The sequence below is a fragment of the uncultured Rossellomorea sp. genome, from assembly GCF_947488365.1.
GTDB lineage: Bacteria > Bacillota > Bacilli > Bacillales > Bacillaceae_B > Rossellomorea.
In genome coordinates this window covers 230433-255779 of sequence record NZ_CANKZT010000001.1, presented here as the reverse complement: position 1 = coordinate 255779, position 25347 = coordinate 230433, and the positions used below count along the sequence as shown (strand labels likewise).

At 38.8% G+C, this 25347-nt stretch carries 26 protein-coding genes; 16 read left to right on the top strand and 10 right to left on the bottom strand.

Annotation, left to right across the window (positions count from 1 at the left end; genetic code table 11):
* Nucleotides 1-61: 61 nt before the first annotated feature.
* From Q1B03_RS01370 to Q1B03_RS01335, 8 genes are all read right to left on the bottom strand, one after another.
* Nucleotides 62-817, bottom strand: coding sequence for a PolC-type DNA polymerase III (locus tag Q1B03_RS01370; protein ID WP_299737359.1), 756 nt, complete (start codon nucleotides 815-817; stop codon nucleotides 62-64).
* Nucleotides 817-2733: a DUF294 nucleotidyltransferase-like domain-containing protein gene (locus Q1B03_RS01365; protein ID WP_299737358.1), complete on the bottom strand. Its 1917-nt coding sequence runs from the start codon at nucleotides 2731-2733 to the stop codon at nucleotides 817-819. Before Q1B03_RS01365 ends, Q1B03_RS01370 begins: the two co-directional genes overlap by 1 nt.
* Nucleotides 2734-2927: 194 nt before the next feature.
* A complete protein-coding gene (locus Q1B03_RS01360) occupies nucleotides 2928-3458 on the bottom strand; it encodes an HAD family hydrolase (RefSeq protein WP_299737356.1) in 531 nt (176 codons plus the stop codon).
* 238 nt (nucleotides 3459-3696) lie between these two features.
* Nucleotides 3697-4890 (bottom strand): class I SAM-dependent rRNA methyltransferase, encoded by a 1194-nt coding sequence (locus Q1B03_RS01355; protein ID WP_299737355.1) that lies wholly within the window; start codon nucleotides 4888-4890, stop codon nucleotides 3697-3699.
* Nucleotides 4891-5020: 130 nt separating this feature from the next.
* Nucleotides 5021-5854: an alpha/beta hydrolase gene (locus Q1B03_RS01350; protein ID WP_299737353.1), complete on the bottom strand. Its 834-nt coding sequence runs from the start codon at nucleotides 5852-5854 to the stop codon at nucleotides 5021-5023.
* Between the two features lie 237 nt (nucleotides 5855-6091).
* Nucleotides 6092-7324, bottom strand: coding sequence for an aminopeptidase (locus tag Q1B03_RS01345; protein ID WP_299737351.1), 1233 nt, complete (start codon nucleotides 7322-7324; stop codon nucleotides 6092-6094).
* 456 nt (nucleotides 7325-7780) lie between these two features.
* On the bottom strand, nucleotides 7781-9037 hold the full coding sequence (locus Q1B03_RS01340) for a helix-turn-helix transcriptional regulator (protein ID WP_299737349.1): 1257 nt from the start codon (nucleotides 9035-9037) through the stop codon (nucleotides 7781-7783).
* Between the two features lie 264 nt (nucleotides 9038-9301).
* The gene (locus tag Q1B03_RS01335) at nucleotides 9302-9631 is read right to left on the bottom strand and encodes a YckD family protein (protein WP_299737347.1); all 330 of its coding nucleotides are present in this window, start codon (nucleotides 9629-9631) and stop codon (nucleotides 9302-9304) included.
* Between the two features lie 129 nt (nucleotides 9632-9760).
* Here Q1B03_RS01335 and Q1B03_RS01330 point away from each other — a divergent pair, with 129 nt between their 5' ends.
* The 12 genes from Q1B03_RS01330 to Q1B03_RS01275 all read left to right on the top strand — a co-directional run bounded on the left by Q1B03_RS01330 (nucleotide 9761) and on the right by Q1B03_RS01275 (nucleotide 20338).
* On the top strand, nucleotides 9761-10165 hold the full coding sequence (locus Q1B03_RS01330; RefSeq protein ID WP_299737344.1) for a sporulation protein: 405 nt from the start codon (nucleotides 9761-9763) through the stop codon (nucleotides 10163-10165).
* Nucleotides 10166-10339: 174 nt separating this feature from the next.
* The gene (locus Q1B03_RS01325) at nucleotides 10340-12079 is read left to right on the top strand and encodes a carbon starvation protein A (protein ID WP_299737342.1); all 1740 of its coding nucleotides are present in this window, start codon (nucleotides 10340-10342) and stop codon (nucleotides 12077-12079) included.
* Between the two features lie 465 nt (nucleotides 12080-12544).
* A complete protein-coding gene (locus Q1B03_RS01320; protein WP_299739558.1) occupies nucleotides 12545-12802 on the top strand; it encodes a cory-CC-star protein in 258 nt (85 codons plus the stop codon).
* 23 nt (nucleotides 12803-12825) lie between these two features.
* Nucleotides 12826-13785: an ArsA family ATPase gene (locus tag Q1B03_RS01315; RefSeq protein WP_299737340.1), complete on the top strand. Its 960-nt coding sequence runs from the start codon at nucleotides 12826-12828 to the stop codon at nucleotides 13783-13785.
* Between the two features lie 132 nt (nucleotides 13786-13917).
* Complete coding sequence (locus Q1B03_RS01310) at nucleotides 13918-15174, top strand: M24 family metallopeptidase (protein WP_299737338.1); 1257 nt, start codon at nucleotides 13918-13920, stop codon at nucleotides 15172-15174.
* Nucleotides 15175-15406: 232 nt separating this feature from the next.
* Complete coding sequence (locus tag Q1B03_RS01305) at nucleotides 15407-15667, top strand: metal-sensitive transcriptional regulator (protein ID WP_299737336.1); 261 nt, start codon at nucleotides 15407-15409, stop codon at nucleotides 15665-15667.
* An 83-nt stretch (nucleotides 15668-15750) separates the two neighbouring features.
* A complete protein-coding gene (locus Q1B03_RS01300; protein WP_299737334.1) occupies nucleotides 15751-15978 on the top strand; it encodes a sulfurtransferase TusA family protein in 228 nt (75 codons plus the stop codon).
* Between the two features lie 49 nt (nucleotides 15979-16027).
* Complete coding sequence (locus tag Q1B03_RS01295) at nucleotides 16028-16507, top strand: DsrE/DsrF/DrsH-like family protein (RefSeq protein ID WP_299737332.1); 480 nt, start codon at nucleotides 16028-16030, stop codon at nucleotides 16505-16507.
* 49 nt (nucleotides 16508-16556) lie between these two features.
* Entirely contained in the window at nucleotides 16557-17129 is a 573-nt protein-coding gene (locus tag Q1B03_RS01290; protein ID WP_299737330.1) for a sulfurtransferase TusA family protein, read from the top strand.
* A gap of 32 nt (nucleotides 17130-17161) precedes the next feature.
* Complete coding sequence (locus Q1B03_RS01285; protein WP_299737328.1) at nucleotides 17162-18289, top strand: MBL fold metallo-hydrolase; 1128 nt, start codon at nucleotides 17162-17164, stop codon at nucleotides 18287-18289.
* 84 nt (nucleotides 18290-18373) lie between these two features.
* Nucleotides 18374-19150: a sulfite exporter TauE/SafE family protein gene (locus Q1B03_RS01280; protein ID WP_299737326.1), complete on the top strand. Its 777-nt coding sequence runs from the start codon at nucleotides 18374-18376 to the stop codon at nucleotides 19148-19150.
* Nucleotides 19151-19417: 267 nt separating this feature from the next.
* Nucleotides 19418-20338, top strand: a complete 921-nt coding sequence (locus tag Q1B03_RS01275; RefSeq protein WP_299737324.1) for a DUF1002 domain-containing protein — start codon at nucleotides 19418-19420, stop codon at nucleotides 20336-20338.
* 61 nt (nucleotides 20339-20399) lie between these two features.
* Here the strand turns inward: Q1B03_RS01275 and Q1B03_RS01270 are convergent, their stop codons facing one another.
* Entirely contained in the window at nucleotides 20400-21803 is a 1404-nt protein-coding gene (locus Q1B03_RS01270; RefSeq protein ID WP_299737322.1) for a cell wall metabolism sensor histidine kinase WalK, read from the bottom strand.
* Nucleotides 21800-22486 (bottom strand): response regulator transcription factor, encoded by a 687-nt coding sequence (locus Q1B03_RS01265; protein WP_299737319.1) that lies wholly within the window; start codon nucleotides 22484-22486, stop codon nucleotides 21800-21802. Before Q1B03_RS01265 ends, Q1B03_RS01270 begins: the two co-directional genes overlap by 4 nt.
* Nucleotides 22487-22730: 244 nt before the next feature.
* Here Q1B03_RS01265 and Q1B03_RS01260 point away from each other — a divergent pair, with 244 nt between their 5' ends.
* From Q1B03_RS01260 to Q1B03_RS01245, 4 genes are all read left to right on the top strand, one after another.
* A complete protein-coding gene (locus Q1B03_RS01260; RefSeq protein WP_299737317.1) occupies nucleotides 22731-23114 on the top strand; it encodes a hypothetical protein in 384 nt (127 codons plus the stop codon).
* Nucleotides 23115-23309: 195 nt separating this feature from the next.
* Entirely contained in the window at nucleotides 23310-23648 is a 339-nt protein-coding gene (locus Q1B03_RS01255) for a rhodanese-like domain-containing protein (protein ID WP_366141267.1), read from the top strand.
* 135 nt (nucleotides 23649-23783) lie between these two features.
* On the top strand, nucleotides 23784-24080 hold the full coding sequence (locus Q1B03_RS01250; protein ID WP_299737312.1) for a rhodanese-like domain-containing protein: 297 nt from the start codon (nucleotides 23784-23786) through the stop codon (nucleotides 24078-24080).
* A 139-nt stretch (nucleotides 24081-24219) separates the two neighbouring features.
* Nucleotides 24220-25347 (top strand): MBL fold metallo-hydrolase, encoded by a 1128-nt coding sequence (locus Q1B03_RS01245; protein WP_299737310.1) that lies wholly within the window; start codon nucleotides 24220-24222, stop codon nucleotides 25345-25347.

The following is a 25347-nucleotide window of genomic DNA, read 5'->3' as shown; positions in this document are numbered from 1 at the left end:
CAAAACGCTTGAGGAAATGTTCTCAAGCGTTTTTTCTCTTTTATCAGGGGAAGAAATCTTATCAGAACCCGGAGCTTGTCTCCTCCAATATAAACTCATTCAATCCCCGTATCGTGTGGACTTCTTGCTGATAACAGATTTTTAATAGTTCTTCAAAGATTTCGGCGGTCATGATCGCATCATTTAGAGCATGATGACGGGTCCGTGAGTCGATGTCAAATTTCTTTACAAGGGCGTCCAGGTAACAATCGTCCCGTTCCAGTAATCCATTTGCAAGTGAAAAGGAGTCAACATATTCCGGATTAAATGATGGTAGCTGCCACTTGTAAATGCGTTTCTGAAGAAAATTTATGTCAAAACTAGCAGGATGGGCAACAAGGATGGTACCTTTGCTGAACTCTAAAAATCGCTGCAACCCAATCGGCAGTGTAACTCCGTTTAAAAAATCTTTTCTTCTTAGACCAGTAAATCGTTTCGTATCCCTTGACACCGTTTGAAGGGGATTTATGACCTGATAGAACGTGTCATTTCGCTGGACTTTACCTTCCTTGACCTTTACGGCTCCGATTGAGATGATTTCATCTCCCACCTCCGGAAAAAAGCCCGTTGTCTCAAGGTCGAAAATGGTAAAGTCACAATCGAATAAATGCTTTTGTTGAAGCGTGGGTTTTTCCTCTTCAAACTCTTTTAGGGCACGAGATAATTTATGGTAGGAAAGCTTTTCTTTTTCCCGTTTCACTTGAAAGCGAAAGAAAAATTGCTGCCATAAATAATATTTCAGAATGCGGTAACCCACATTAATTCCAATATCATTCATTAAACCACCCGGTTCCTATTAAAACTAATTTCCATCACTTGTTGAAGTCGATTAGCAATTTGGATGGATTCTTTTAATTTCTGACGATCATCTTTTGAAAGAGTACGTACATCAATATCGTTACTTAATGTCTTTCCTTCTTTAAGTTCAAGAAGGTTTTGCTTAGTACGCAGAGTGAGAAGGATATGCATAGCTGTTTTAACATTTTCTGCATCCCTGGGATGAAACGCCTGCATATTTTTCAATGCGTGAACACGTTTAATTGTATTGACTTCCTTGATTCCGTACTTTACAGAATGAATACGTATCATATTGACGATCTGCAAAAGACCTGACTTCTTAATATTAAATAAATGATTTCTGGGTTTCAGGTTCACGCGTCCCAAAGGACCGACAGGAAGCTTGAAGCGAAGGGCATCTTTTCTTAATAGTTGCTGCATATTAAGAGATCGTTTCGATTTTTCCGCTAAATAATTTCGGATTTCTTCAGCGATGGAGTAATCACCGTAAATCGGACGAAAATCATAAAACATTGTAATGTTTTGGACTTCCTGTGCATCTATTTCGTAAAGCCATTCATCAATCGCTTTTTTCCAATCGGTATAGGAACGTTTCCATTTTTGTTCCTTCGCCATGATCCCGCCAGTACATTCAGGAAAACCGCATGCTGCCAGCTTTAAATTGAGTTTTTCAGTAAATGCCTGGAAATACAAATCAACCTTCTTGAGATCGGATAAGTGATTATAATCATCGAGTATGATTCCATTATCCTGATCCGTATGAAAGCCTTGCTCACTCCTGCCTTGACTGCCCATGACGATAAAACAATAATTGATAGGCGCAGATCCGAATCCTTCCTTACGCATTTCTTTTTCAGTTAATTGAATGATTTTTCGGTGCAGGCGATCATTATAGTTTGAGATCACTTCGCAAATATCGTAGCCAAAACTATCCTGAAGGAGTAGATCTTGAATGAACTGTTGAAAAGTCTTACTTTTCACAGTTGCCAGTTCTACCAGTTCGTCGTTCGTAATGGCTTTTTGGATTTTATACGAAAGATCCAAATAATTTGAATCCTGAATATTGAGAAATGAAGTACTGGTCAGAACTCCCACAACTTCATCGTTGCGGATAATTGGGACAAAGTCGACTTCTTCATGCTTGAAATAAGAAAGGGCTTCATAGGCAAAGGATTCATCACGAATCCAAAACGGTTTTTTCTTCATCCAATCTTTTACTGATTCACTGATACTTGGGTTTGTAATATAAGACAGGATTTCTCGTTGGGTGAGAATGCCTTGCATTTTCTTCTCTTGGTCTACTACCACTAAACCATATGTATCTTCTTCTTTCATCTTTCTTGCTGCGTCCAAAACAGTGGCATTGCCGTCAATGAAAGTGGGGCGATCCATTAGCGTATGGACTTTGGTACGAAACAGGCTGATATTTTCGTCGTCGGTATCAGTGGCAGACTTCGCTTTTATTTCATCGTACAAAGTTTTCATGCGATTTCCGATACTTTCAAAGATGATTTTTGAAAAGTCATTGTTCTTGGTCATAACCTCCAAGAGCCGGGCCTTCTGAATACGGAAGACGGTGCAATTCTCAATTGCCTGTACGGAAAAGGTCATTTCACCGCTCGTGAGCATAATCATGATCCCGATCAAGTCCCCAGGATAATAGAATCGGAGGGAATACTGCTTGCCACTTGATCGATGCAGAACGTTTTTCGCAAGTCCCGAGACAAGGAAATATATATCCAGTTCTTCTACTGTTTCATCTTCATGAAAAAGGAATTCACCTTTTTTGAAGGTAGTGTATTTAGAACCGGAAATAATGTAATCTAACTGTTCTGTGGTTAGAACATCAAAGGGATAGTGATCTCGTATAATGTGTAATAGTTCCTGCTGGTTCATCGAATACCTCCCATTCTCATTAGTTCCATAGTACTTTACCATAGAATTCCCTATTTTGAAAACGATAAAACAGGCTCGATACTTACATAAAACACCCAGATGCTATAGCTTTATATGTTTATAGTTCTTGGTTATTCTTGCTGAACGAATGGGAAAAGAAAATGGTGTCCCGTCCTTACAGGAACAAAGGGGACTTACTTATTAGTGACAATTAATTCAGCAGCTTCCATTAAGTTAGTAAACATGTAATCGGCGTTATATAGAGGGGAGGGCCCGTCTGCAAGTAAGATAGTAGTGCATCCCGCTTTGCGGCCAGCTTCAATATCTACATCGCGATCACCTACCATATATGATCGGGCAGTATCTAAATCGTACTTTTTGGCTAAGTCCAAAATCATCCCAGCTTCAGGCTTTCTGCATTCACAACCCTCGTGTGGCTTGTGAGTACAACAAGAAACTTCTTGAATGAATCCACCAGCCTTTTCAATTTCCTTCACCATATAATCGTGTATGGAATCAAGTTGTTCATGAGAGAGATATCCTAACCCAACTCCACCCTGGTTGGTGACGACGAAAATCAGAAAGTTGGAGTCAGTCAATAATTTAATCGCTTCAAGAACTCCCTGCAGGAAATAAAATTGATCTGATGTATTAACAAATGTCACTCTCTCGGTTTTTACCTCATTGATTACTCCATCACGATCGAGAAAAACAGCTTTTTTCATCAGCAAACCTCCTCATTCGATCTTTTTCTCTAAAATATCCTTATTGTGTGTCGCTTTTTGCGGTTTCCGAGGAAATAATGACAGAGTATTCTGTCATTTATGGAAAGCAATGAACGTATACTTATCAATGAAATCTTACCACAGATTCTTTACAAAAATAAATAAGGGGAGTAGGACTTATCCTACAGATAAACAAACAGGAATAGGGACGGACCTTTGAAAGGTCCGTCCCTATCTATTATAGTTTTTGAATAAAAGCGACTTTAAGGTAATCACTCTGTTTGTATTGACTGAGGGTTTTAAAGTCTTCTGGCAGAGTGTACTCTTCAAGTATTTTGTATTTACCATTGGTTTCTTTAAAGGCTGCTTCAATAAAGCTTTTGAATTTTTTCATATTAAATGTACTGCAATTAGTGGATGCCACAATGGTACCGTTTTTTTCAGTAATGGCAATCGCTTCCTTTAACAAATCTTTATAATCCTTTGCAGCACTGAATGTATGTTTCTTTGAGCGGGCAAAGCTTGGTGGATCAAGAATCACAAGATCAAAGGAGAGTTCTTTTTTTACGGCATATTTAAAGTACTTAAAGACATCTTCCACAATGATGTTTTGTGCTTCATAATCAATCCCGTTTATACTGAATTGTTCAATCGTTTTGCTTAGACTGCGATTAGCAAGGTCTACACTGGTGGTCAGAGATGCACCACCGAGTGCAGCGAAAACAGAAAATGCTCCTGTGTAAGAGAACGTATTTAATACCCGTTTTCCTTCAGAATAAGAGTCGCGAATTCGTTTGCGCACTTCACGTTGATCAAGGAAAACCCCTACCATGGCCCCGTCATTTAAATAGATGGCAAATTGAACGCCATTTTCTTTGACGAGAAGGGGGAATGAAGGACGGTTTCCTTCAACGAAATCATCTTCATCCACATATTTCCCTTCCTGTGCAAACCGCTTTTTTTGATAAATCCCTTTGAAATCCGTTAATTCTCTTAACGATTGCATAACCTCTTCGTGGAATGAATAGGCTCCTTTTGAATACCATTGAACGAGATAGTATCCATCAAAGTAGTCAATGGTGATGCCCCCGAAACCATCTCCTTCACCATTAAATACCCGAAATGCTGTAGTATCTTCACTATAGAAGAAGTGAAGTCGTTGATTGATTGCAGCTTGAAGTTTTTTAAAGATAAAGTCTTTATCAATTTCTTCTTGTTCTTTCCAGCTCAGAAGCCAGCCGATCCCTTTGTTCTGAATTCCGAAGTAGCCTTTTGCAATAAAGGTATTCTTATTGTCAACAAGCTTAAAAATTTCTCCGTCTTCTACATGCTCAATTGATGATGTCACATTTTCTTTATTTATGAGGGGAAAACCTTTCTGGAATTGTTGTATGTATTTAGGGTTTGCTTTAATGATTCTTTCTTTTGTCATTCTACTCATCCTAACCTTGAGGTTTAGTCTTGTGTAGTATAGAACGTAAAAGAATTTTACGCAACTGCACAGAAAAAAACTTCCGTATCAGAATAGAAACTCTATTTGAGTACGGAAGTGAAAATTTCCCTTATTTACTCCATAGGTAATCTCCAACAAGACGGTCTACTTTAATCGTTTCATGTAAGCCGCTATGAGAAATAGATGGATCATAAACGATCTTGGATTGAAAATGACTTTCTTCAAATAGTGATTGACTGCCCATAGCACTTTGAACATTTACCACATCATCACCTGATCCTGCGATGGATAATACATGTATATAGGAAGGGATTAAATGGCGATTCATAAATAAATCTTTCAATGCCCGTGATTCTGGTTTTAAGTCAATAACAGCTGCGCCTGTATTAATCTGGTCATAAGATTCCTTGGTAACGCCAAGGAAAGGTGTAGCAATCGTAATAAATTTATGGGTCTTCGGAACAAATGAGTTATCCCTTGTATTTAGAATATATTTAGTTGAAGCAAGCCCACCCATGGAGTGTCCTACGATATTTACGTTTGAAACGTCAAATTGGTGGTACAAGAGCTTCATTGCATTCTCTAACCAAATTGCTTGCTTCTCTAATGATGCACGGTTATCTTCAAAGATGACTTGAACGAGAGGAGGTGAAGTGGGATTTGTGGAAAGAGATCCTTTATACACTACACTGCCATTCTCAGATACATAAATCTCCAACGTTTTTTGACCCCAGCCATGCTGGTTTTCAAATCGTTCTAACATCGTTCTGAAAGAATTGTATGTACCTTTGTACCCGTGTACAAAGACGGTAGGATATTTTTCTTCAGCTGTTAAAGGCTTTTCACTGGATTGTACATTTGTAGTGCGAAATATGATATATAAAGTGAAGAAAGTGAAGATTATGCCACTCCACAAAAACGAATGTTTATGATTGATTGACAAGGAAACCGCTCCTTTAAAAAGGTATACTTCTATTGTAAAGTATTCGTGAAGTATTGAATATGTTAATAAAGAAATTTATTTGTCATATTATATGTAACTTTTACCAATAATGCGGCAGTATTTAAATGTGTACGTCCTAATGTCGTATGTGGAAGTCGAAATTGTATGATGACATTAAAAAAAGGCTTAAATGAAGCATTTAAGCCTTAACCTTATTCTCCCTTGGAAATCAAAATTTTAAACCCAATCACCAGCTTTGAAAATAGGTTCGATCGTCCCGTCTTCCTTTTGGCCGTCGATATCTAACTGATCCGATCCTATCATGAAATCTACATGTATCATGCTTTCGTTAAAACCTACTTCCCGTAACTGTTCAGCCGTCATACTATTACCATCTTCTACACAGACGGATAAGGCTCTCCCCAGCGCTATATGACAAGAAGCATTTTCATCAAAAAGTGTGTTATTGAAGACAATGTTTGTATTAGAAATAGGGGAGTTGTGGGGAACTAATGCCACTTCTCCTAAATAGGAAGACCCTTCATCTGTTTGTAGTAGATTTTTTAAGGTTTCATACCCTTCCTCGGCTGTGAAATCTACGACTTTTCCCTCTTTAAACGTTAGTGAAAAGTTCTTAATTAACGTACCGCTATAGTTAAGTGGCTTCGTGCTTGAAACTACCCCGTTCACACCATGTTTAACCGGAATTGTAAACACTTCTTCCGTTGGTAGATTAGGAACAAAGGGAATTCCCTGATCATTTGTGAACTGGGCACTGATCCATTTCGTTTGAGGATGGAATTCAATTGTAAGATCTGTTCCAGGTCCTTTATAATGAAGCTTTTTATAATTGTTTTGGTTTAAACGGTCGGCGTTCTTATTGAGGTTACTAATATGTGTTTCCCATAAGGCAACTGTATTCTCTTTATCTGTTCTTGTTGTATAAAAAATGTTTTCCCATAGTTTATCAATTGCTTCTTCTTGAGAAAGTTCCGGGAAAACGGTATGAGCCCATTCGACTGTAGGGAACGCAGCTATTAACCAGCTTATTTTCCCCCCGCCTATATATGCAGAAAAATCTTTCATGGCTTCCGCTGATGTTCTATTTAATATAGCAACCCTTTTAGCATTTGTATCTCTTAATAGGGAAGGATTTGGTGCTGCCAAATTCAGGAGAGCCACATTATTTTCTGCCATCTCGATATATCCTTTTGCTTTCCAATCAGGAAACACTCTCAATCCTTCCTCAGAAGAATTCTCTAAGCGGATTTTCTTTAACTCTTCATCGTAGAAGTCCGTTAATACATTTAAAACCCCGGCTTCATATGCCTTCTCAGTAACAAGGCGAACAAACTTGTACGCTGTAACAGGTGCGGAGATCAATAGTTCCTGATCCTTTTGCAGGTTTAGTCCTACCTGTACGATTAAATCTGCATATCTCTCTAATTTTTTTTCAAATGCATGATTCATCTGAAATCCCCCTTAATATGTATTCAATACTAACTATATCTCTTTATTCAGAAAATTTCATTGATAATGTTTATGAAGTACTTAATGAAGAGATGGAATTGAGTTGACTAGGTCCTGAGGAAGTACGGGCGTGCCGAGACCATTGAAGCGAAACTGAGTAGGCTCGGCCGAACGCTAGCTGCCAGCGGGGCAGTTCCCCCCACCATCCAGCACACGCTAATTGACAGGGCCTTGCAGAGCGTATGTTAAAAAGCAACAATCTTTTGCAAAAAAAGCGAAATAAAAATAGAAAAAGGACTGGCCCGGATTAGGCTAGTCCTGTATTATTTTATAGTTTACTAGAGAATGGCGGGAACTCTTCTTCATTGCCATTGATTACGACAATACCGGAGAGTGCCATAGCAGTCAGGCTGGTGATTAGTAATAACTTTTTCAACTTTTTCATCATTTCACCTCCTATAAAGTTAACATTTCTTCATAAATGACATTCGCTTCATTTAGATGAAATGCTGCATGTTTATATTTTCTAATCCCCTGGTAATACTGACCAAGGAATTTAGAATACTCAGCATATAATAGATGGGAGCCGCTCTTTTTAAAAAAGGGCAGTGTATACTCCTTCATAAACGTTTCAAAACCTTGTGGGAAATCATTTAAAGCAAACTGATAATAAGATAATTGATAGAATTTATCCGGGTACTTTTGTTTAGAGCAAAGATGTAATCCTTTAGGTAACCAGAAACGCACCTCTGAAAATTGGTTTTTTTTATAATATTCTTTGACCAGAGAGAGAATGGAGTATAACTTTCCTTCTTCGTCTGAATCTTTCAATTCAATGCTTCGCAAATAATGCTGAATGGCTTCTTCACTCTTATTCATAAATGATTTCAAATACCCTAGGTTCTGCTCCACCTTGGAATTTAATGACGTATAGTTTATGGAATGTGAAATGAAATTGGCCCACTCATAATGCTTCATTGCTTCTTCACTATAACGTATACGCCGATAGCAAATCCCTAAAATCAAATGTACCTCAGCGCATCTTTTCTGGTAGTAGACGCCCTGGAAAATGGAAAGTGCCTTCTCTCCATAAAAGATTGCTAAACGGTACGTGCCTAAGCGGGTCAAGACTAAGCTGAATAAATAATATAAATCTGCCCGTTCCTCTTCATTAATCACATTACCAAGTACATAGTAGGTTTCAGCTTCTTTCAGTTCTCCTTGGGCTTTATCGTACTCTTCAATCAAATAATAGTAATTCCCTTTGTATTTGTGATAATAGAATTTAAGCGTATCTGAGAGTTCTTTATAATTGGCTTGGATCTGTATCATATGCTCAAAAGCTTTCTGAAGGCTCCCTTTAATTAAATGGACACGGAAGCAAAGGATCTTATGGAATAAATGAGGAGTGAGGTCATCCGATTGTTCAAGTTCCTTCTTAATGACCTTATTGATGGACTCAGCTTCCTCTGTTTTATTCCACAGCAATGCATGGTTCCAGTTTTCTAGAAGCTTGTTCAAATGGTTTGGGTTATCAAGCAGATTATTTACACCTAATCGCTCACAGAGCAGATTAATTATGTCATTTGACGGAGAAACTTGATTGTTTTCCAGTTTGGAAAGATATGATACGGAAATAATCCCTTTTGATAAATCTTCTTGTGTTAAATTCCGTTTAAGTCTGTGAAAGCGGATTTTAGAACCGATTGTCATATGATCCTTCTCCTCTGACTGGGCTTTAATAACTCATTACTTTCATGTAAATGAGCTATTAAAATAGTAACATATTAAAAGGATGAATGTTTTGAATATTCCTATAATTATATTTTTTATGGGTATTTTGTATGGTGTTTCATTCCTGATTCTGATATTGAGGGAACATGCAGAATGAAATGTGAGAAACTTTTCCTCTTTCCAGTGGGGTGAGGCAGATATTGGGGTGGAGTGGAAGGGGAGGAGACCCTTCCACCATTTTTCCTATTCTTTGTGATTCAGTTGTTTACCGTGATGTGGATGTGGATGCCATCTCATCATGTAGTCATTTTCTTTCAATTTTTGATACTTAGCTTCCATCATTTTAAGTACGTTGTCTCCCTGTTCTTTTGAGAAGACGCCATATTCTACATATTTGTTCACAAGTTCTTTTTTGGTTGAATACATTTGTTCATGCAACTTGGCAAGCTCCGTTTTTTGTTCTTCAGTAAGGTTTACCTTAGGCGTTTGTGGCTCACCTTCTGCTGCTGCAAATGTACCGACAGTAAGACTAATCATGAAGACAGCTAAAATAGATGTGACCATTTTTTTCATATTATTCACTCCTTTCCAATGTTTCTCTCATATTCTTTGCCGAATACTCGCAGAATATGTAGGAATAGACGAATATGAAGGGTACATGATAGGGTAAAGATAATTAGGTATAGGAAAGGTGGCTGAAAAATGATTAAACAATTTTTGTCCAGTATAGGGATAGGACATGTAAAAGTGGATACAATTGTGCACAAAACTGAAATTTCTCCTGGGGATTCGATTGAAGGGGAAGTCGTTTTAGTCGGGGGAATGGCCGATCAGCCTATTAATGAAATTCAGTTATTGCTTTTAGAGAAATATGAGGAGGATAAAAAAGATAGTGATTTTTCCTATCATGAAAAAGATTTGGACACGATTATCCTAGATAAGATCGGTACAATCCGTGCGGGTGAAGAAAAGAGAATCTCTTTTATATTTCCTACATCTTCCGATCATCCCAAAACATCGGATTCCAACAAAACCATATTAAGAACCACAGTAGACATACCCCAAGCGGTAGATCCCACAGATGAAGATAGCATATACGTCGTATAACCTTAAGGCAGATTCTATTATTGAATCTGTCTTTTTATTTAGTTCTAAGACCGAATAAGAGTAAATGTTCTCATTGAAATCCATAAAAACCCAATGTAAAATGTAGTAAGCGTATACATTCTAAAAATTCAGATATTTCAATGTATACAACTTATAATAAAAAGGAGGAATTTGATGGGTGGAATATGGTTGGCGGTAATAGGAGGGCTTGTTTTTTTAGTTGGGTATAAATATTATTCCAAGCTTATTGCTGAGCGGGTGTACCGTCTGGATCCCAATTATGTGACGCCGGCACACCAATATAAAGATGGTGTCGATTTCGTCCCAACGAATAAGTTTGTTCTGTGGGGTCACCATTTTACTTCTGTAGCGGGGGCGGCTCCGATTGTAGGACCTGCAATCGCCGTTTACTGGGGATGGCTTCCAGCATTTCTTTGGGTCATATTAGGAACAGTATTTGCAGCCGGGGTGCATGATTTTGGAACGTTGGTTCTTTCAGTTCGAAATAAAGGACAATCCGTCGGTTCATTAGCCAATAAGTTAATAGGGAAAAGAGCAAAAGTACTTTTTCTATTTATTATTTTAATTCTTGTGTTGATGGTGAACGCAGTTTTTGCCTGGGTAATTGCAAATCTGTTCATTACTTTCCCTGCTAGTGTCATTTCGGTGTTCATTCAGATTCCATTAGCAGTTTGGATTGGGTATTCGGTTTATAAGCGAAATGGCAGCATGTTGCTACCTTCAATCGTAGCACTGGCAGTCATGTATGCATCAGCTGTCATTGCCAGCCGGGTTGGATTTTTGCAAATAGATTTAGTTCGTTATTTCGGTGGTCAAGAGGCCACATCATTGTTTGGCTTGAGTTCAACAAGCATGGCTTTCCTGGTGTGGATCGTCATTCTGATGATTTATGTCTACATAGCTTCAACTCTACCTGTTTGGAAGCTATTGCAGCCACGTGATTATATCAACTCCCATCAATTAATTGTTGGTTTAGGATTGTTATATCTTGGCCTCCTGTTTACAAATCCTGAAATTACAGCACCAATGACGAACGGAGCTGCAGATGTTTCCTGGTTCCCGTTACTATTTATCACAATTGCCTGCGGTGCGATTTCCGGGTTTCACGGCCTGGTTTCTTCTGGTACATCGTCAAAACAGTTGGACAAAGAAACGGATGCACGCTTTGTAGGATATTTAGGTGCTGTTGGGGAGGGGGCACTGGCATTGATTGCGATCATTGCATGTATAACATTTTTCCCGAACGTGGAAGAATTCCAAGCCACTTACAGCGGTTTTGCTGCAGCAAGTGGTGCCGGTTTGGGTGTCTTCATTCAAGGAGCCGGACAACTTGCTACAGGTGTTGGAATTCCGGCGGATATCGCAGCTACGATTGTTTCAGTGATCATTGTGAGCTTCGCAGCAACAACATTGGACTCCTCTGTTCGACTGATGCGTTATATCATTGCCGAGTTGGGAGAAGAGTACAACGTAAATCCTTTAACAAATGCTCATGTTGCAACGACGATTGCCGTCGTTTCAAGTGCAGCCTTAACTTTATTACCTCAAGGCCCTAAAGGATTCGGGTCAGGTGGATACCTGCTATGGCCGCTTTTTGGTACTTCGAATCAATTGCTTGCAGGAATCAGTTTACTTCTCATTACCATCTGGCTAAAGCGTCAAGGAAGGAATTATATAGCTACCTTAATTCCAATGGTATTCCTTATGTTCATGACCTTATGGGCGATGATTAACCAAGTCGTGTTTGAATGGTCAGGTGTCGGTGAATCAGAAGGGAATATGCTGCTCTTTATCTTTGGAAGTATCATTCTGATTTTCACCTTGTGGATCCTTATTACTGCTGCATCTTCACTGTCTAAAAAGGGAGATGACCCTTCACAGTTCTCTGCTTAGTTATAAGATAAGGGTGACTCGTGCTCGAGTCCCCTTTTTCTACATCCTTTTGAAGGAGGGATTATGTATGGTAGAAGTCCTAATGATTCGCTCAGAGCTTGAAGTAGGCATGGGGTGATGTGGTGGAGTAAGTGGTGACAGGTTCATCACAATGAAACATGATTTCTCTCATCATCATCACGAAAGAAGTTCCCTTGGAAAACTTTATTGTGAAACAAGTGAAAAATATCGGGAGGCCGTGTCCATTCTATACTGCGACCCTAGAAATCTCTTGGCCATCATCTATTATTTGGTGAGGCAGGTGAGAAGAAAGCATATACCTCTATATAAAGCTTTTTTTTACCTTCTCTTCTCAATTAAAAGACAAGCTATTTTCATTAATGGTCATTATCTACAAGATAATCTAAATTATCATGCCACATTACAGAGACATCTTTAAGGAGGGGAGCACGAATGGATTCGTCTATGAAAGAAAAGTTCAAAAGAATCATACAGCTTTACGATGACATGATTCGCCTTCCTCATAAAACGGAAATTGCAAGGGAATTAAGAGATGAGGATGATTTATTCTTATTATTGCTCTATTCAGATATGCTAGGCCTGCCGAATCCCGTTTTTTATTACACATTGGAACTTTATCCGTATATAATAGAGAAATTTCATGATTGGCATTTAAGAATGGGAATGGAGCACTCACCCTTGGATGGCATCAGATGTTGTTGAAGTAAAGTGAGGGGGATATGTACATGAATGAATTACAACACCAGAAAATTCTTTTTGTAGGAGGAAAAGGAGGAGTAGGAAAATCAACATCTGCCTCTGCTTTAGCCGTAATGTTTGCGAATATGGGGAAGAAGACGTTAATCATTTCAACGGATCCTGCTCATAATTTAGGTGATATCTTCCATCAAGAGATCATGGAATATAAAACGCCATTACTTGAAAATCTATGGGGAATAGAAATAAACCCACACATCGAAACACAGCGATATATCAACGGAGTGAAACGGAATTTAAAGGGAATGGTTAAATCAAAAATGGTGAATGAGGTACACCGTCAAATTGATATGGCTGCCTCGGCACCCGGGGCAGAAGAAGCTGCATTATTTGATCGGATGGTTTCCATCATTCTCGAAGAAGGAAATGAGTTCGATAAAATCATCTTTGACACAGCCCCTACAGGCCACACAATCCGACTATTATCCCTTCCCGAATTGATGGGAGTATGGATGGACGGGATGCTTGAAAGGCGAAAGAAAACAAATAAGAATTATTCACAACTATTAAATGATGGGGAGCCGGTCGAAGATCCCATTTATGATGTGCTGCAAAGGCGTCGTGAAAAGTTCTCAAAAGTACGGGGGATTCTTCTGGATCAAAAAAGAACAGGATTCATTTTCGTACTCATTCCCGAAAGGCTCCCGATACTTGAAACTGAGAAGGCCATTGAAATGATGTCCAATTACGGATTGAATATAGGGGGACTGATCATAAATAAGATCCTGCCCATTCAGGCGGATGGAGAGTTCTTGGAAAAAAGGAAAGAGCAGGAAAAGCTATATTTAAAGATGATGATGGAGAAGTTTACAAACCAAACGTTATATCGGATTCCACTACTAGAAGAAGATATCTGTTCAATCCGGCATCTTGAAAATTTTGTAGACCATCTACAAAAAGAAGTTTTTTTAGGTGAACGAAGCATTTAGCATACATATGAACTCTTCAACCAATGACCGTTAGGCTATTTCCTCTAACGGTCATTTTTATTTTTCAGAAGGGATAAATCATTTTTTGTCGAAAGAGTGTAATGAAAACATTGGAATAAGGGAGTGATACCCATGAGGAATAGTGACATGAAGCATTTACCGGGAATTCTCCCGTTGAAGAAAAGAGAAGAAACACAGAATCGTTGGCTATTTCACCGACTTAATACCCTTTTACCTTCGTTAATGAAAAAACATAATCTAGATATGTGGATTATTGCGGGCAGGGAGTATAATGAAGATCCTGTCCTGAAGACGCTTTATCCATCATCAATAGACAGTTCAAGAAGATTGACGATCCTGGTGTTCTTCCTCGACGGAAATCAACAGGTAAAAAGATGGGTACTGCACCCCAATCCGAACTTTGAGCCGTTTTATGAACGGGTATGGAATCCCGAAGATTGTGATCAATGGGAGTGCCTCAAACGACTAGTAGAAGATCATGACCCTGATACAATTGCGTTAAACTATTCCACTACCTTTGCCGCAGGGGATGGTTTAAGTCATTCGTTTTACCAACATTTGGGGATGTTACTAGATGAGTACACTCATAAATTTGTATCTGCCCAACACATCATAGTTGATTGGCTATCAATGAGGACATCGAAAGAACTCATCGCCTATCCTTCAATAGCGGAGCTGGCGCGGCAAATAGCAGCAGAAGCTTTATCGGGAGCGGTGATTCATCCAGGTATCACAACGACTGAAGATGTAGTCGATTGGATAAGGCAACGCGTCTTGGATTTAGGAATGGAAACGTCATTTTACCCTACGGTCGATTTACAAAGAAAAGGTGCTGATATGGATCGATTAGAGGGGGAAATCATACGATGTGGAGACATTGTCCATTTGGATTTTGGTATTCGTTATCTTGGTTTAGCGACAGACACTCAGCAGCTTGCTTACGTTCTCTATCCAGGCGAAGAAAACGCTCCTGAAGGAATTCAATCAGCGTTACAGTCAGCCTTAAGGTTTGAGGATATTGTATCAGAAGAAATGAGAGTGGGTAGAACAGGAAACGAAGTGTTTCAGCGGGTAATGAAAAAGGCAAGCGATGAGGGGATTGAGGCGATGCTTTATTCTCACCCCTTAGGAAACCACTGTCATGAAGCAGGGGCCATAATGGGATTATATGATCAACAAAGAGATATCCCGATAAAAGGCGACCTGCCACTAACAGCAAATACCTGCTATGCTATGGAGTTCAACATCAAGCAATACATTCCTGAATGGAATCAGATTGTGCCGATCTATCTGGAGGAACCTGTCGCTATTATTCAAAATCGAGTCGAATACATGGCAAAAAGGCAAGTGTCCTTTTATCTTATATAATGAAGGGAATGGATGATAGGTTATTGACTAAGGAGCTTGAGTACAGTGAGAATCGTACTCAAGTTCTTTTTTCATTGTGGCTGCATGGCCTGTCATTCCGAAACGATCATAATAATTTCTACAATCATCCATTCCCTTTAATAAAATTGTTGATTATTCCTTGACTTTATACCTAACGGGGTATATTATTGTAATTGTAGCAAGAAACAACAAGCCAACAGGAGGTGTCTTTATGGAATACAATTCACAAGTTCAGAATCGAATTAAACGTGTTGAAGGGCAGCTCCGTGGAATCGTAAGAATGATGGAGCAAGGGGAAGATTGTAAAGACGTTATTACACAACTTTCCGCAGCAAAAACAGCTCTTGACCGTTCCGTAGGCTTAATTGTCAGTATGAATCTTGTTGAATGCGTAAGGGATTCACAAGAGACTGGTGAAAATACGGAAGACCTTGTAAAAGAAGCTGTGAATTTATTAGTTAAGAGTCGATAAAGAAAAGAGTTGACATCTTTTTTTATATCATATAATATACCCTTATGGGTATTAAAAACAATCATTCTTAGGAGGAATTATTAATGAACGCAGATAAAGTACTAGATGCTAAAGGATTAGCTTGTCCAATGCCGATTGTGAAAACAAGAAAGGCAATAAAAGAAATTGAAGCTGGTCAAATTTTAGAGGTTCAAACAACGGATAAAGGAGCTAAAAGTGACCTGACAGCCTGGGCTAAATCTACAGGACATGAATTGCTCGATTCAAATGAAGAAAATGATGTATTTACATTCTGGATTAAAAAAGTTTAAATTTTTTTAAGGGGATCAATACCCCTTACAGTAAATAGGAGGAGATACAATGACTGAAAGAAAAACAACCAATATTATTCTCTTTAGTGGAGATTACGATAAAGCGATGGCTGCATATATCATTGCGAACGGGGCTGCAGCTTATGATCATGACGTAACCATTTTCCATACATTCTGGGGACTGAATGCTTTAAGAAAAGAAGAGATGGTGCCTGTGAAAAAAGGATTTATGGAGAAAATATTTGGGGGGATGATGCCTCGTGGTGCAGATAAACTAGGATTATCAAACATGAATTTCATGGGCATGGGCCCTAAAATGATCAAAGGTGTTATGAAGAAGCATAATGCTATGCCTTTACCTGATTTAATTGATATGGCAAGGGAACAAGAAATCAAATTGGTTGCGTGTACCATGACAATGGATTTATTAGGATTACACAAAGACGAATTATTAGAGGAAATCGAGTATGCTGGAGTAGCTGCGTATTTAGCGGATGCTGAAAATGGTAACGTGAACCTATTCATCTAATTTTTTTTGCAATGAAATATACCCTATAAGGTAATTGGAGGTTTTATATATGAACACGATTGAATCAAATTTCGTATTGGATGCAAAGGGATTAGCTTGTCCAATGCCGATTGTAAAAACAAAAAAGGCCATGAATAACCTGGAAGCAGGCCAAGTGATTGAAGTTCAGGCAACAGACAAAGGATCAATGGCCGATCTTCAAGCGTGGGCAAAAAGTTCCGGGCACGATTATCTCGGAACCATTGAAGAAGGAGATGTTCTGAAACATTTTGTCCGCAAATCAAGCGGGGAAGAGACTGTAGAGCGTAAACATGAGTCAGTAACAGATAATGAAACATTGTCTACTAAACTAGGCGATGAAAATATCGTCGTACTGGATGTCCGTGAAAAGGCCGAATATGCATTCAAACATATTCCAGGCTCGATTTCAATGCCACTTGGAGAACTGGAAACCCGAGTGGATGAACTTAATAAAGACAAGGATATTTATGTAGTATGCCGTACAGGAAACAGAAGCGACATGGCGGCGCAACTATTAGCTGAAAAAGGGTTTCTTAATGTAATCAATGTAGTTCCAGGTATGATCGATTGGACTGGAGACGTTGAATCGAACGTGAAGTAAGAAGATACCACAAATACAGGGAGGTTAAATGAATGGCAGTTAAACCAATGAATTCAAAAGAAGTAGCACAAAAAGTAATGAAAAAAGAAGATTTATTCATTTTAGATGTACGTAATGAAGATGCCTTTGAAGATTGGAAAATTGAAGGTGAAAAATTTGAATATCTGAACATCCCATACTTCGATCTTTTAGATGGTGTAGAAGAAATAATGAATCAACTTCCAACGGATAAAGACGTTCTTGTCGTGTGTGCGAAAGAAGGTTCTTCTATGATGGTAGCGGAAATGCTTTCAGATGAAGGGAAAGATGTTTCTTACCTTGAAGGCGGCATGAAAGCTTGGAGCGAACATTTGGAGCCTGTCAGAGTGGGTGAATTAACAAATGGCGGGGAGCTTTATCAATTTGTTCGTTTAGGTAAAGGTTGTCTATCCTATATGGTCGTGTCAAATGGTGAAGCAGCGATCGTCGATGCTACTCGTATGACTGATATCTTTATCGATTTCGCAAAAGAAAAAGGCGCAACGATTACAAATGTATTCGATACTCACTTGCATGCCGATCATATTTCTGGAGGACGTAACATTGCAGAAGCAACAAATGCTACCTATTGGTTACCTCCTAAAGATGCTGAAGAAGTTACCTTTGAGTATGCAGCACTTGAAGACGGGAATAAAGTCGTGATTGGAAATACAACGATAGATATCACAGCTCTCTACTCACCGGGGCATACAATCGGTTCAACGTCATTTGTCACTGATGGAAAGTATTTATTATCAGGTGACATTCTATTTGTGGACAGTATCGGACGTCCGGATCTTGCCGGGAAAGCAGAAGATTGGGTAGCAGATCTTAGAGAAAGTCTATACAAACGATATAAAGACCTTTCTATGGAGCTTACCGTTTTACCGGCTCATTTTATGATTATTGAGGAATTGAATGAAGATGGATCTGTAGGTGAAAAGCTGGGAACATTATTTGCAAAAAACCATGGTTTAAATATCGAGAGCGAAGAAGAATTCAGAAAGCTGGTATCTGAAAACCTTCCACCTCAGCCAAACGCGTATCAAGAAATTCGTGAAACAAACATGGGTAAAGTAACTCCGGATGAAGAGAAACAGCGTGAGATGGAAATTGGACCAAACCGTTGTGCTGTTCGTTAATCTATCGTACAAATCTAAACAAATAATCAAAATGGGAACCTGCTAAAGAGGTTCCTGTTTTACTAGAAGAGGAGGAACTATACGATGGAATTGGCCTTTATTATTACGATCTTTCTAATCGGATTTGTCGGCTCTTATATATCAGGAATGGTAGGTATCGGGGGGAGCATTATTAAATATCCCATGCTCCTTTATATTCCACCAATGCTTGGAGTAGCAACATTCACTGCACACGAAGTTTCAGGTATTAGCGCAGTTCAAGTATTCTTTGCCACACTTGGTGGGGTTTGGGCTTACCGTAAAGGAGGCTATCTTAATAAAACTCTTATCACATACATGGGAGTGAGTATTTTAATCGGTAGCTTCATTGGCGGGTACGGATCTAAATTCATGAGTGAAGCTGGAATAAATATTGTGTATGGAATACTTGCATTAATTGCAGCTATCATGATGTTCATCCCAAAAAAAGGAATAGATGATGTAAAACTCGAGGACGTTACATTTAACAAATGGTTATCTGCAACACTAGCTTTGATCGTTGGTATTGGAGCAGGCATCGTTGGTGCTGCCGGAGCTTTCCTGTTGGTTCCGATCATGCTTGTTGTTCTTAAAATTCCGACAAGAATGACAATTGCCTCATCCCTGGCAATTACGTTGATATCTTCAATTGGATCAACGATTGGTAAGATATCGACGGGTCAAGTGGACTATTTACCCGCTATGATCATGGTGGTAGCTAGTTTGATTGCATCTCCACTGGGCGCTATGGCAGGAAAGAAAATGAATACAAAGATTCTTCAAATGATTTTAGCCGTTTTAATCCTGGCTACAGCGATTAAAATCTGGCTCGATATACTATAAAACTATTTAAGCTTAGTTCTTATTTACATTGCATCTTCGCTTTAAAAGAAGATTTGTTGTGAACAGAACTAAGCTCTTTTTTGTGTTGTAGATCCGTGGTTGTTATAATATTTAACAAAAAGTCATTGTAACTTTCATCTGGTATTGTGCGTCTAATCAATTGCTAGAAATAAGACTCTGGATGGATGAACATATTCAATGACACTAGTACAATGGATGAATGGAACAGCTCTATTATCCATCCAACATGAAAAGGGAGAATGATTTATGAAAAAATTGATTGGTATTGCCTTACTGTTTTCACTAATGGTGGGCCTCATTCAGCCGGCATCGGCGGCAGATAATGATAAAGAAAGCATTAATGAAAAATTCGGATTACCTATCGTCGTTTATGGAGAAACACTTACTAATGAACAAAAGAAAGAGGTTCAGGCTCAATTAGGAATTGAAGAGGGGACAGAAGTAGAAGAGTTTATGGCAACAGGCGAAGACTTGGTGAAGTATATTGACGGTGAAAACCGAAATGCCCGTATGTTCTCCTCTGCCATGATTACACGAAAAGATAAAGGTGAAGGTTTAAAGGTTAATATTGTGACGCCCGGGAATATCACGGAAGTGACGAATTCTATGTATTCTAATGCTCTTTTAACTGCGGGGGTTGAGAACGCAGTAGTAGATGTAGCTTCTCCTGTAAAGGTAAGCGGACACTCTGCATTGGTGGGAATCTATAAAGCGTATGATGTCAGTGGGGAGAAGCTTGATACAGTCCGCATGGAGGTAGCCAACGAGGAGTTAACCGTAGCGACAGAACTTGCTAAAGAAGCCGGGATTGATAAGGAAGAGGTTAGCGAACTGTTAACTGAAATCAAGAAGGAAATAGCCGAACAAGATCCAGCTACGAAAGAAGAAGTTGAAAAAATCGTCGAAGAAAAGCTCCAAACCCTGAACATCGAGCTCAGCCCGGAGGATCGCCAGCTATTAATCGACCTGTTTGAAAAAATGAGGTCACTTGATATAAATTTTGATAATGTTCAACAACAATTGGACGACTTAACGAAAGATATCCAAACTACCATTAAAGACATTGTGAATGATGAAGGTTTTGGTCAAAAAGTGTCGGACTTCTTTACCGGCTTGTTAGAGGCCATCGCTAATTTCTTTAAGTCAATAAAAAATCTATTTGGGTGATGGACTATTTGTATGCAGCATAACGAGAAGACTGAGTCAGCACGTGACTCAGTCTTTTTCGTTATATTTCAAGCAAAGGGAACCTTAGATACACTGTTGTTCCTTTGCCTTCTTCACTATCTATTGACAAAGAACCTTGATGTTTATGCATGATTTCTTTCGCTATTGATAAACCGAGACCGTATCCTCCCGTATTCCTGGTTCTCGACAAATCCGATCGGAAAAATCTTTCCCCGATTTGAGACAAAGATTCTGCTGGAATCCCAATTCCGGCATCTTCGATTTTCACCACAGCCATTCCATCTTCCTCATAGGATTGAATGATTATCCGACTCTGTTCAGGAGAATATTTCAATGCATTATCAAAAATATTATAAAACACCTGCATAACCCGGTTGGGATCCCCATTAATGATCGATTCTTCATTTAACTGATGTTGCACATCAATTTTTTTGTTTTCGGCATGAGGCTGAATGAGTGTTAAAGAATCCATTATGAACTGAGAGAGAACAATCGGTTCAATATCTAAAGAAAAAGAGGCATCCTCCAATTTATTTAATTCCAGTAGCTCTGTAATTAATTTCTGCATCCGTATCGTTTCTTTTTGAATCAGGTGCAGGCTTTCTTCCATTTCTTCAGGATTCGTTTGTACCCTGTCAGTCAATGCCTTTGCATATCCTCCAATATAAGTAAGGGGGGTCCTTAATTCATGCGCAACATTCGAAAGAAACTGACGTTTTCGTTCTTCTTGATGTTGAAGTGAGTCGACCATACTATTGAATGTTAGTGCAAGCTCCGCCATTTCATCTTTAGAGGTGACATTGAGCCTGTCCGAAAAATCCCCTTTGGCTACTTTATTCGAAAACAGCTGCATTTCCCGGACAGGTTTAAATAATGACCCTAAAGAAGATTGAATGATTAGGAACAGTACAAAATAAAACATTACCCCAGTGAGGACCAATATAGGAATCCCCTTGCTAAAGACCTCCGTCATTTCAGCCAGGGGGATATAAATAAGTAAATACCCCATTAATCTTTCTTCATTCATTAGAGGAAAGATCGCTCCAATCACATTCCGATCAAACTCTTCTACATATCCTTCTTTCATTACCCGATGACCTTTGATCAATTCACTTTTGTCATCGTTATTGATGAGAGGCTTTTGGTCAATAAGATAGGGGAAACTTTTTGTTAAGTCGTCAAGGTTCTCGACAACAGACACTTCATAAGGGGAAATTACGTTATACCAAAGAATTTTATCCCTTACACTTCCGCTTACGTCACCGTAGTGATAGTGAGCAGCTGTTCTTTGTCCTTGATAAAGCAGTGACTCCTTAACCGTGCCAATATATAAATCTTTGTAGAGAAAATGAATAAAAAGAAAGGAAAAGACAATGGTTAAAAATAAGCTGCTTAATAATAGAAGAGAAACTTTTTTATTGAGAGTCAGGTTTGCGTTTTTCAAGCTGATCCCTCGAACTTATAGCCAAGGCCCCACACGGTTTCAATCAAATGGCCGTAGCTCTTTAATTTAAGTCGTAATGTTTTAATATGGGTGTCGACTGTACGATCACTGCCTTCATAGTCACTTCCCCAGATTTGATCGAGAAGCTGGTCCCTCTTATACACCCTGCCTTGATTACGGGCAAGGAACAAAAAAAGTTCATATTCCTTTAAGGTCAATCGAGGTGAAAGTTCACCAACGGATACAGTTCTGGATGCTAAATTAAATGACACTGGCCCATACCGCTCAATCATCGACTGTTGACTGGATTGAGTTCCGTAAGATCTTCTCAGAATCGTTTCGATTCGTGCAACAAGTTCTTCGGCGTTAAACGGTTTAACCATATAATCGTCACTTCCCAGCTTAAGTCCCTTCACCTTGTCTAAATCATCGCCCTTTGCAGAAAGGAAGATAAAGGGGATTTGACTGGTTTCCCTAACCTCTTTTAGCAACTGATAACCATCCATGAAGGGCATCATAATATCCACAACCATGATATCCACATGTGTTTTCTTCAGTTGATCAAGAGCAGCGAGACCATTCTCTGCTTCTAAACAGAAATAATGATCCCTTTTTAAATATAGTTTGATTAGCTGTCTCATTTCAGGTTCATCATCTACAATTAAGACATTCCATTTTTTCAACGTAAATCACTCCCGTCCATTAACATAGGCAATTGCTGAGTTTTATTATAGTCGCAATTAGTGAATTTTTTATGATATAAGGTTTATTTCCACATATCTTCAGTTTTCACCATTTTAGCATGAAATACAGGAAGGGATTAAGAAATGGATTCCTTCATTTGTCCACTACTTTTCCCCTGGGCAGGGACATCTGCCCTTCCCCTTTTCCCATTTATTAATAGGCTAATAAAGAGGAGTGACGAAGATGTATGAGAGGGGAACCACAGACAGAAAAAATTTATTGAACATGTTTAATTCCGGCTCAGGATTTCCGAATAATGGGACTGGATTTAATTACGGCAGTGGAAATGGCTATCAGGGATATGGACCTTGGGCAGATTACCAAGATCAAGTGGCGGGTTTCGGAGGATATGCGCCATATAGTGGGTATGGACCACAAGGGTATCCGCCACCAGGGTTTCCACAGCAAAGTTTCGGTCCATCACCTTACGTGCCAGGAAGCGGCTATGGATATGGTATAAATCCAATCGGTGCAGGATTAATTGGTCTAGGATTAGGGTTTCTTGGAGGGCAAATCGTGAACAGCCCATTTAAAGGCCCACATAAACGTTACTATTATTATCTATAAATAAGTAAACCGACTCTAAGGTCAGAGTCGGTTTTTCTATGAAGATGTTCTATAAGGGGATAGGGGTCTAATAAGTTGCACTTGACTTAATACCTATCGGGGTATATTATATAGATATAAAGTGAATGCTTTGGCAATCACGAGCTAAATAAAAAAGGTGAGGTGCTTATTTTGGAGTTTATAGGATTAACCTTATTGGCTGTACTTATTTTTCTTTATTTGAGAATGAAAAAACCAGGTGAAAATATCAACCAAATTTCAACGAATGAATTAAAACCATTGCTGGGGGATACCTCCAAGCAGTTTATTGATGTACGAACACCAGGAGAATTCAAACATAATCACATTGCCCAATTTAAAAATATGCCATTACAATCTTTACAACAAAACGCTCACACACTATCAAAAGACAAAGAAACCATCGTGATCTGTCAAAGCGGAATGAGAAGTGCCAATGCATGCAAGGTGCTTAATCAGCAAGGGTTCACATCTGTTACAAATGGTAAGGGTGGAATGAATTCCTGGTCCAATTAATGAGGTTCTATTTTTAGACTTTGTTTTTACAGAATAAGAAGGGTTTTTTATTACAAGGTGAACGATAATCTTAATTCTAAATGAAAAGCAAGTGCGTTATAAGAAAACAATTTTAAATAAAGAGAGGGAATGTAAATGAAAACAATCTCACCAAATGAAGTGATTGAACGATTGTCAGCTGGAGAACCCTTAAATATCATTGATGTTCGAGAGGTTGCAGAGGTGCAAACCGGGAAAATTCCAACTAGTATTCACCTTCCGTTAGGACTACTGGAATTTCGCATGAATGAATTAGATAAGAAGAAAGAGTACATTGTGGTTTGTCAATCCGGTGGTAGAAGTAGTCAAGCTGTAAGGTTTCTCGACTATCAAGGATTCAACGTAATCAATATGAATGGTGGAATGCTCGCATGGGAAGGGAAAGTTGAATAATTCTTTCCTTTTATTCTCTGATTTTCATCAAAGTATGGTGAATATTCAATTCTGTAATACCCCAATAGGTTTAAAATGTGGGAAATAGGATAATTTATTTTCGATGGGATGAAAATAGGATAAGGGAGGAATTCATAATATGACAACTACAGTAAATCAATTGACTGCAAAGGAACTTACTAAAAAGATACTTAATGGAGACAGGATGTTTATTCTGGACGTCCGCCCGAAAGATGCCTTTGATGATTGGAAGGTTGAGGGCAAGAATGTAAAAATTATTAACAAGCCTTTTTCCGAATTGAAAGACAACCTTCAATCTATTCAATCTACACTACCGAATGATGAAGCCATTTATGTTATTTGTGCCAAGGGAAATTCCTCGACGAAAACGGCAGAAATGCTTGTTGATGCCGGGATGGACAACATTTATTCCGTTGAAGGAGGCATGCAGGCTTGGAGTGAATATTTAGAGCCTGTTAAAATAGGTGATATTTCAGGCGGTGCACTTTATCAATTTGTCCGGATCGGGAAAGGATGTTTATCCTATGCCATCATCTCAAATGGAGAAGCGGCTTTCGTTGACCCCAGCCGACTGCTAGAACCTTATAAGGAATTTATTCAAGATCATAAAGTTTCCGTTCAAGCTGTACTTGATACACATCTGCATGCTGATCACATTTCGGGCGGTAAAACTTTGAGCAATGAATACAATACTCCTTATTATTTACCACCTAAAGATGCAGAGGAAGTTCAGTACGAATATGAAGAATTAAACGATGATACTGTCATTAAAGTGGGCGACACAACCATTAAAGCTGTATACTCACCTGGACATACGATAGGAAGCACTTCCTTTATTGTAGATCACCACTATTTGCTAACAGGAGATATTCTATTTATTGATTCAATAGGTAGACCTGATTTAGCCGGGAAAGCAGAAGATTGGGTAGGGGACTTGAGAAAAACATTGTATTCCAGATACAAAAACCTTGAGGATCAGTTAACTGTATTACCTGCACACTTTATGACGATAGACGAGATGAATGAAGATGGATCAGTCTCACATCTTCTAAGTGATCTATATAAGGAAAATCACGGTTTGAATATTGAAGATGAAAAAGAGTTTAGAAAAACGGTCACAGAAAATCTTCCACCTCAACCGAATAGCTATGAAAAAATTCGTGAAACCAACATGGGTAAAATGGATCCTGAAGAAGATGAAAAACGGGAAATGGAAACAGGACCAAACCGGTGTGCTGTCAGATAA